The following is a 6,155-nucleotide window of genomic DNA, read 5'->3' on the forward strand; positions in this document are numbered from 1 at the left end:
CGGCCGGTTCCCCCGGCCGCTCTCCGGCCTTGGCGCCCGACCGCTCCCCGGCCTTGGCGCCTGGCCGCTCCCGGATCGCCCGGTTCTCGTCGATGGACGGCGGCGCGCGCGTCAGGCGGCGGCGTACGCCCGGAAGGTGACCGGCATACTGTCGCGGACGGACTTGGAGTAGGGGCAGATCCGCTCGGCGGCCGCGCCGAGTTCGGCGGCGGTCTGCTCGTCCACGCCGCCCAGTTCCAGGTTGATGACCGCCTCGAGGGTGAAGTCGTCGCCGCTGTTGTGGTTCAGGGTCAGCTCGACCGTGACGCTCGTGCTCGTGAGCCGTACGTTGCGGCGCGTCGCCGCCCTTCTGACCGAGCCGAGCAGGCAGGCGCCCCAGCCCGCGGCGACCAGTTGCTCCGGGTTCGGGGCGCCGCCGGCGCCGCCGAGCTCCTTGGGGATGGCCAGGGTGGTGTCGAGGAACCCGTCGTCGGCCGAGGCGCGGCCGCCGTTGCGGCCTTCCCCTGTCACGGTGACGACGCCGGTGTAGCTGCTGATCATGGCTTTTCCTTTCTCGGACGGTCCGGTCAATCCACCGGGTAGAGCTTCCAGAACTGATCGGCGTATCCCGTGTTGCAATCCGTCTGAACCAGCGGGGTCTCCGGCACTCGGGTGCGGACGACCAGGCAGAGGTAGGAGTTCTCGTTGGACAGCCGGAAATAGCCCTCAGGGCCGGAGAACCGCCACCGCTGGTCGCGGTACCTGGCGTCGCAGGTGGTCTGCACCACGTACGACTCCCCCATGCCGCGGGCGACCAGGCACCTCTTGCTGTTGAGGTTCTGCAGCAGGAATATCTCCCCGAACCGGTCTCCCGTCGGGACGAAATACCAGAGCTGGTCACGGTAGGAGTCGCACCCGGTCTGAACCGCCCTCGCGCCCTCGCTCTCACCCCGGACGACCACGCACAGGCCGCTGTTGATGTTGATGACCCGCGAGATGGGCGGCTTTATCGCGGTGGCGGCATGGGCGGACGGCACGCCTCCCGCCAACACCACCGAACAGGCGAGCACGACCGCGAAAGCAAAATGCGACAGGAGATTCGCCGTCGTTCGCATGAATGGATTCGACATCTACTTCCCTGGATCGGCCGGTTCGTGCGATTACTCGGCGGCGAAGAGCCGCCTCTCGTTGGACTTTATTCAGGCCCATGAGCAATACAAGTGGAAATACCGCCATTCAGGGACGTGAAGCCGCCGCCGATAATCAGGTCTCCGCGAGGAGCCTGGGCAGGATCGGGGCCAGCCGGTCCAGCACCGCCGCCCGGACCACGTAGCGGGTGACGCCCCAGCGGCTCTCGTGCTCGCGTATCGCGGAGATGATCTCCTCCGCCGTGCCGGCGAGGACGAAGGGCGAGGCCAGCAGCTCGGCCTCGGCGATGCCGGTGCGCCGCACCACGTCGGCGACCGCCGCGCCGGCGTCATCGGTCACGTGAACGTGCTGCACCAGCGCTTCCAGCGCTGGCGTCCGCCCGCGCCCGGCGGCACCACGGGCGACCTGCTCCAGCTGCTCGTCGATCTCGTGCGCGCGCCAGCGCACCTCGTGGCTGTGCCCGTCGGCGAGGGTACGTCCGAAGCCGGTGAGGCCGACGACGTCGGCGTGCGCGCCCGCCCATCTCAGCAGCCGCGCGTTGCCGCCCCCGATGGTCAGCGGGATCCTCCGCTGCACGGGCACCGGCCAGCTCAGCCGGGCGGCCCTGGCCACCAGGTCGGGCGTGTCGACGTCGATCTCCTCGCCGTCGAGCAGCGCGAGCACGGCCTCGGCCACGGCCGTGCACCGCCGTATCCTGCCGCCGACGTCGGGACGGCTGCGCCCGACCGCGGCCCACTCCCCCGGGGTGTGGCCGGCTCCCAGCCCGAGCCGGGCGCGACCGCCGGAGACGACGTCGAGCGTGGCGACGTCCGCGGCGAGCAGGAGCGGCTCACGGACGCCCGCGTTCGAGACGTACGAGCCGAGGCCGACGGTCGAGGTGACCGCCGCCGCGGCGGCGAGTGCGACGAAAGGAGAGGCGGCGATTCCCGGGTGGTCGGCGGTGAGCATCGCGTCGAAGCCCAGGGCTTCGCACCGGCGCGCCAGGCTCGTCCATGAATTCAGGTCGGTGAGATGGGATTGGAGAGAGAATATCGCCATGCTCGGGAGAATGCCGCACCCTGCGGTAACTCGGCGGTTCATCGCCTCTTTTCCGCTGAGAGCGGAGGAGCGGTCAGGAGAATGGCGGGAATCACGCGGTATTCGGCGGATTCAATGTGCATCCAGCGGCACCGACCGGCACACTCCCGATTCCAGGTGTGTCTTCCGATGAGTTCCGCGCGGCCGGCGGATCTATTCAAGTAGACGACCCGAAACACCGGAGGACTGACGACCGATGCACCACAGCGTACGCACCTACGCGGTGACCGCGGCGACCGGCCACGTCGGCGGCCACGCGGCACGCGAACTCCTGCGAGCCGGCCACCGCGTCCGCGCGATGGGCCGCGACGGCGGCCGGCTGAAGGAACTGGAGGCGGAAGGAGCCGACCCCTTCGTCGGCGACCTGGCCGACCGGGGCTTCGTGGAAGAGGCGTTCGCGGAGGCCGACGCGGCTCTGCTGATCGTCCCGCCGCATCCCGCCGCCCCGGACTTCCCCCGCTATCAGCACCGGATCGCCCGGGTCTACGCCTCGGCCGCCGCGCACACCGGGCTGCGGCACGCGGCGTTCATCAGCACCCAGGGCGCCACCGACGATCGCGTGGACGGCCTGATCGCCGGGCACGCCGCCATCGAATCCGTACTCAACCAGGTGGCCGGGCTCCACCTGGTGCACGTCCAGCCGCCGAGCTTCTTCGAGATCCTGTACTACTTCCTGGGGCCGATGCGCGAGCGTGGCGTGCTCAGCTCGCCGCTGGGCGTCGACGCCGTCCTTCGGCTGGTCGGCGCGCGCGACGTGGCGGCCGTCGCGGCAGGCCTGCTCGCGGATCCGCACTTCCGCGGGGTCGGCAACGTGCCGGTGCCGCCCGCCGAGCTGATGACCATGCGGCAGATCGCGGAGCTGATCAGCGAGCACCTCGGCAGGCCCATGGGGGTGGAGCAGATCTCCGCCGAGGCCGACGTCGCCGATCTCGTGGCCGCGGGCACCGGCCGCAGCTTCGCGACGCTGCTCAACCGGACCTGGGCGCTGGCCACCGCGATGGGTGACACCGTCCAGGACGAGGTCACGGCCGTGACCCGGCCGGCGTACCGCATCGAGGACTTCATCCGCGACGAACTGGTGCCCGCCATTCGCTCGTCGCGGCCGATCTCCGACTATTCGACCGCGACCCGGCCGCGGCGCGCATGAGCGCCGCCGATCGCCGCGACCACCCCGAGGAGCGCACATGAGCAGAACCGTGCTGGTCAAGTACCAGGTGAAGGAGGAGTCCGCGGATGCGAACCAGCACCTGGTCGAGCAGGTGTTCCAGCAGCTCCACGCGGAGGACCCGGGCGGGCTGCGATACGCCACGCTGCGCCTGGCCGACGGCGTGACGTTCGTTCACATCGCCCTGATCGAGGGCGACGACGACCCGCTGTCCCGGCTGAGCGCGTTCGGCGAGTTCCGGCAAGGACTGGAGGACCGCGTCGCCGACGGGCCAGGCCGGACGGACGCCACCCTGGTCGGCGCCTACCGCTTTCTCACGCCGTGTCCCACCGAAGCAGCAGGAAAGAAGTGATCATGACAGGGAACAGGCCGGCCGTCGAGGTCGCGACGGCGTTCATCGAGGCGTTCGGGGCCGGGGACCTGGCCACGATCGGCGAGTGCCTGGCCGAGGACGTGGTGTTCGAAAGCCCTCGGATCCAGGTGAAGGGCGTCGCGGCGGTGACCGAGGTGATCGGGCGGTTCAGCCAGGTCGTCGCGGGCGTGGACATCATCGCGGCGCTGGGTGACGCCGAGCAGGCGATGGTGATCTACGACATGAGGACCGGCCCGTTCGGGACGCTGCGCGTCGTCGACCACCTGATCGTGCGCGACGGCAGGATCACCTCCGACGTGGTGGTGTTCGACACCTACGAGATGCGCAAGGCCGAGGAGGCGGCGGCCGGTTGAGCCACCGCCACGTCCCGGCGGTCCGGCCCGGCGCATGCGCCGGGATCCGGGCCGCCGGGGCGTCCGCCCGACGATCCGCCGCCACGCGAGCCGGGCGAAGCGGACAGGAGTTGATGTGACGACACAGATCGCCGAACCGGGCGAGGAGTTCGCTCGCCTGACCGGCCCGTACCGGGACGAACTGCTGAAACTGTGCTACCGGATGGTGGGCTCGGTGCACGACGCGGAGGACCTCGTGCAGGAGACCTACCTGCGCGCGTGGCGTTCCTACGAGACGTTCGCCGGGCGTTCCTCGCTGCGTACGTGGTTGTACCGGATCGCGACCAACGCCTGTCTGCGCGCCGCCGAGCAGGCCGGCCGCCGGCCGCTGCCGTCCGGGCTGAGCGGGCCGGGCCACGATCCCGCGGCGCCGCTCGACCCGCGCCGGACGGACCTGCCGTGGCTGCAGCCCTTCCCCACCGCGACGCCGGGCGAGGCGCGGGACCCGGCCGAGGTGATCGCCGATCGGGCGAGCCTGCGCCTGGCGCTGATCGCCGCCCTGCAGGTGCTGCCGCCCAGGCAGCGCGCGGTGCTGATCCTGCGGGACGTGCTGATGTGGCGGGCCGCCGAGGTGGCCGAACTGCTCGGGACCACCGTGGCGTCCGTCACCAGCCTGCTGCAACGCGCCAGGACGCAACTCGACTCCAGGCCCGGGCCTGGGCTCGCGGAACCCACCGAGGAGCGGCAGCGCGAGCTGCTGCGACGCTACGTCGCCGCGTTCGAGCGGGCCGACGTCGACGAGCTGACACGGACACTGGCACGGGAGGCGACCTTCGAGATGCCGCCGATCCCCACCTGGTTCGCCGGCCGGGAAACCGTCGCCCGCTTCCTGGCCCCCCGGTTGCCGGCGCCCGGCCGGCTGCGGATCGTCCACGCCGAGGCCAACGGCCAGCCCGCCCTGGCGCTCTACCTCGGCGCCCGGGCGGGTGACCGGCGCGCCCACGCGCTGCACGTGCTCGACGTCTCCCGGGCCGGCATCGTCCGGATCGTCGCGTTCATGGATCCCGCGGTCTTCTCGCCGTTCGGCCTGCCCCAGACCGAACCGGTGCGCTAACCGCCCCCGGCGTCACCGCCACCGCCCCCGAAATCACCGCCACCGCAACCGGCGGACCAGCCGGTGCCGCCGGTGCCGTCGGCACCGCGGTCGCCGGTGCGGTCGCCGTCCTCGAACCAGGGGCCGAAACCGCACCCGCCGCTCGCGTCGCCGGAACCGCCTGCCTGCGCCGGGTACAGGTGACCGTCCTGGGTCACCCGCCTGCTGAGCACGTCCGACATCTCCGGGGCGCCGAGATGGCTCAGGCCGTACAGGGCGAGTGCCGTCGCGTCGCCGGCCGTGCCGTGCGGGGTGGCCGCGCGCGCCTCGCGCAGGAGGCGGCGTCCCGCTCGGCCGAGCGTGAGCGGACGGCCCCTGGCGTACCGGACGTCGGCCTTCCTGGACACCAGCCGGCTCGCCCCGAATCCGAACAGGGCGGCCAGGCTCAGCTCCTTCGTCCCCATCGCGATCATGATGAGCAGGTCGGCCACCATCACGGGGACCGTGGCCATCGCGATCGCACGCAGCACCGTCCGGCACTCGCGGAGGCCGGGAACGGCGCGCGGGTCGACGAGCAGGCCGAGCCCGACGAGGAGTTTCCTGATCTCGGCCACCTCGCGGCCGGTCGCCACCTGGCGCTTGACCTCGGCCACCGTCCGGCCTCCCGCACGTCCGGCCAGGATCGCGAGCACCTGCTCCTCCACCGCGTAGCCGGCCGAGACGGCGGTGGAGACGGGGTACAGCCTGCCCGTGCGCGCCACCCGGATCTCGCCTTCCGCGGCCAGCAGGCCGAGGGCGGTGTCGGCCACCCGGGCCGGGCCGCCGGCGAGATAGGCGAGCTCGTAGTGGCCGAGTTCGGCGTCCATCAGCCCGCGCAGGCGCAGCCGGGCCCGTGACCTGACCGATTCCGCGACGGCGATCGTGCCGAGAGTCAGCGCCCCGGTGAACGCGGCGAGCAGCGCGAGGACGACGTCCATCCCCACCCCC

Annotated in this window: 9 protein-coding genes; 5 read left to right on the forward strand and 4 right to left on the reverse strand. The window is 71.8% G+C overall.

What is annotated here, in order from left to right:
• Positions 1-111: 111 nt before the first annotated feature.
• Positions 112-540: an Ohr family peroxiredoxin gene (locus HII36_RS08395; RefSeq protein ID WP_173522504.1), complete on the reverse strand. Its 429-nt coding sequence runs from the start codon at positions 538-540 to the stop codon at positions 112-114.
• 26 nt (positions 541-566) lie between these two features.
• On the reverse strand, positions 567-941 hold the full coding sequence (locus HII36_RS08400) for an RICIN domain-containing protein (protein WP_173522505.1): 375 nt from the start codon (positions 939-941) through the stop codon (positions 567-569).
• Between the two features lie 16 nt (positions 942-957).
• Here HII36_RS08400 and HII36_RS08405 point away from each other — a divergent pair, with 16 nt between their 5' ends.
• Positions 958-1,227, forward strand: coding sequence for a hypothetical protein (locus tag HII36_RS08405; RefSeq protein ID WP_173522506.1), 270 nt, complete (start codon positions 958-960; stop codon positions 1,225-1,227).
• Positions 1,228-1,242: 15 nt separating this feature from the next.
• On the opposite strand, the gene HII36_RS08410 is transcribed toward HII36_RS08405, so the two are convergent.
• Positions 1,243-2,166: an LLM class flavin-dependent oxidoreductase gene (locus tag HII36_RS08410; protein ID WP_173522507.1), complete on the reverse strand. Its 924-nt coding sequence runs from the start codon at positions 2,164-2,166 to the stop codon at positions 1,243-1,245.
• Positions 2,167-2,401: 235 nt separating this feature from the next.
• Between HII36_RS08410 and HII36_RS08415 the strand changes: the two genes are divergently transcribed.
• The 4 genes from HII36_RS08415 to HII36_RS08430 all read left to right on the forward strand — a co-directional run bounded on the left by HII36_RS08415 (position 2,402) and on the right by HII36_RS08430 (position 5,189).
• On the forward strand, positions 2,402-3,352 hold the full coding sequence (locus HII36_RS08415; protein ID WP_173522508.1) for an NmrA family NAD(P)-binding protein: 951 nt from the start codon (positions 2,402-2,404) through the stop codon (positions 3,350-3,352).
• 37 nt (positions 3,353-3,389) lie between these two features.
• The gene (locus tag HII36_RS08420) at positions 3,390-3,722 is read left to right on the forward strand and encodes a hypothetical protein (RefSeq protein ID WP_173522509.1); all 333 of its coding nucleotides are present in this window, start codon (positions 3,390-3,392) and stop codon (positions 3,720-3,722) included.
• A 2-nt stretch (positions 3,723-3,724) separates the two neighbouring features.
• Positions 3,725-4,096, forward strand: coding sequence for a nuclear transport factor 2 family protein (locus HII36_RS08425; protein ID WP_173522510.1), 372 nt, complete (start codon positions 3,725-3,727; stop codon positions 4,094-4,096).
• Between the two features lie 115 nt (positions 4,097-4,211).
• Positions 4,212-5,189: a sigma-70 family RNA polymerase sigma factor gene (locus HII36_RS08430; protein WP_328807638.1), complete on the forward strand. Its 978-nt coding sequence runs from the start codon at positions 4,212-4,214 to the stop codon at positions 5,187-5,189.
• Here HII36_RS08430 and HII36_RS08435 read toward each other — a convergent pair.
• On the reverse strand, positions 5,186-6,155 hold a 970-nt coding region (locus tag HII36_RS08435), incomplete at its 5' end, for a TIGR04222 domain-containing membrane protein (RefSeq protein ID WP_217369300.1). The genes HII36_RS08430 and HII36_RS08435 overlap by 4 nt on opposite strands.

This window comes from Nonomuraea antri (genome assembly GCF_013283785.1).
Taxonomy (GTDB): Bacteria; Actinomycetota; Actinomycetes; order Streptosporangiales; family Streptosporangiaceae; genus Nonomuraea; species Nonomuraea antri.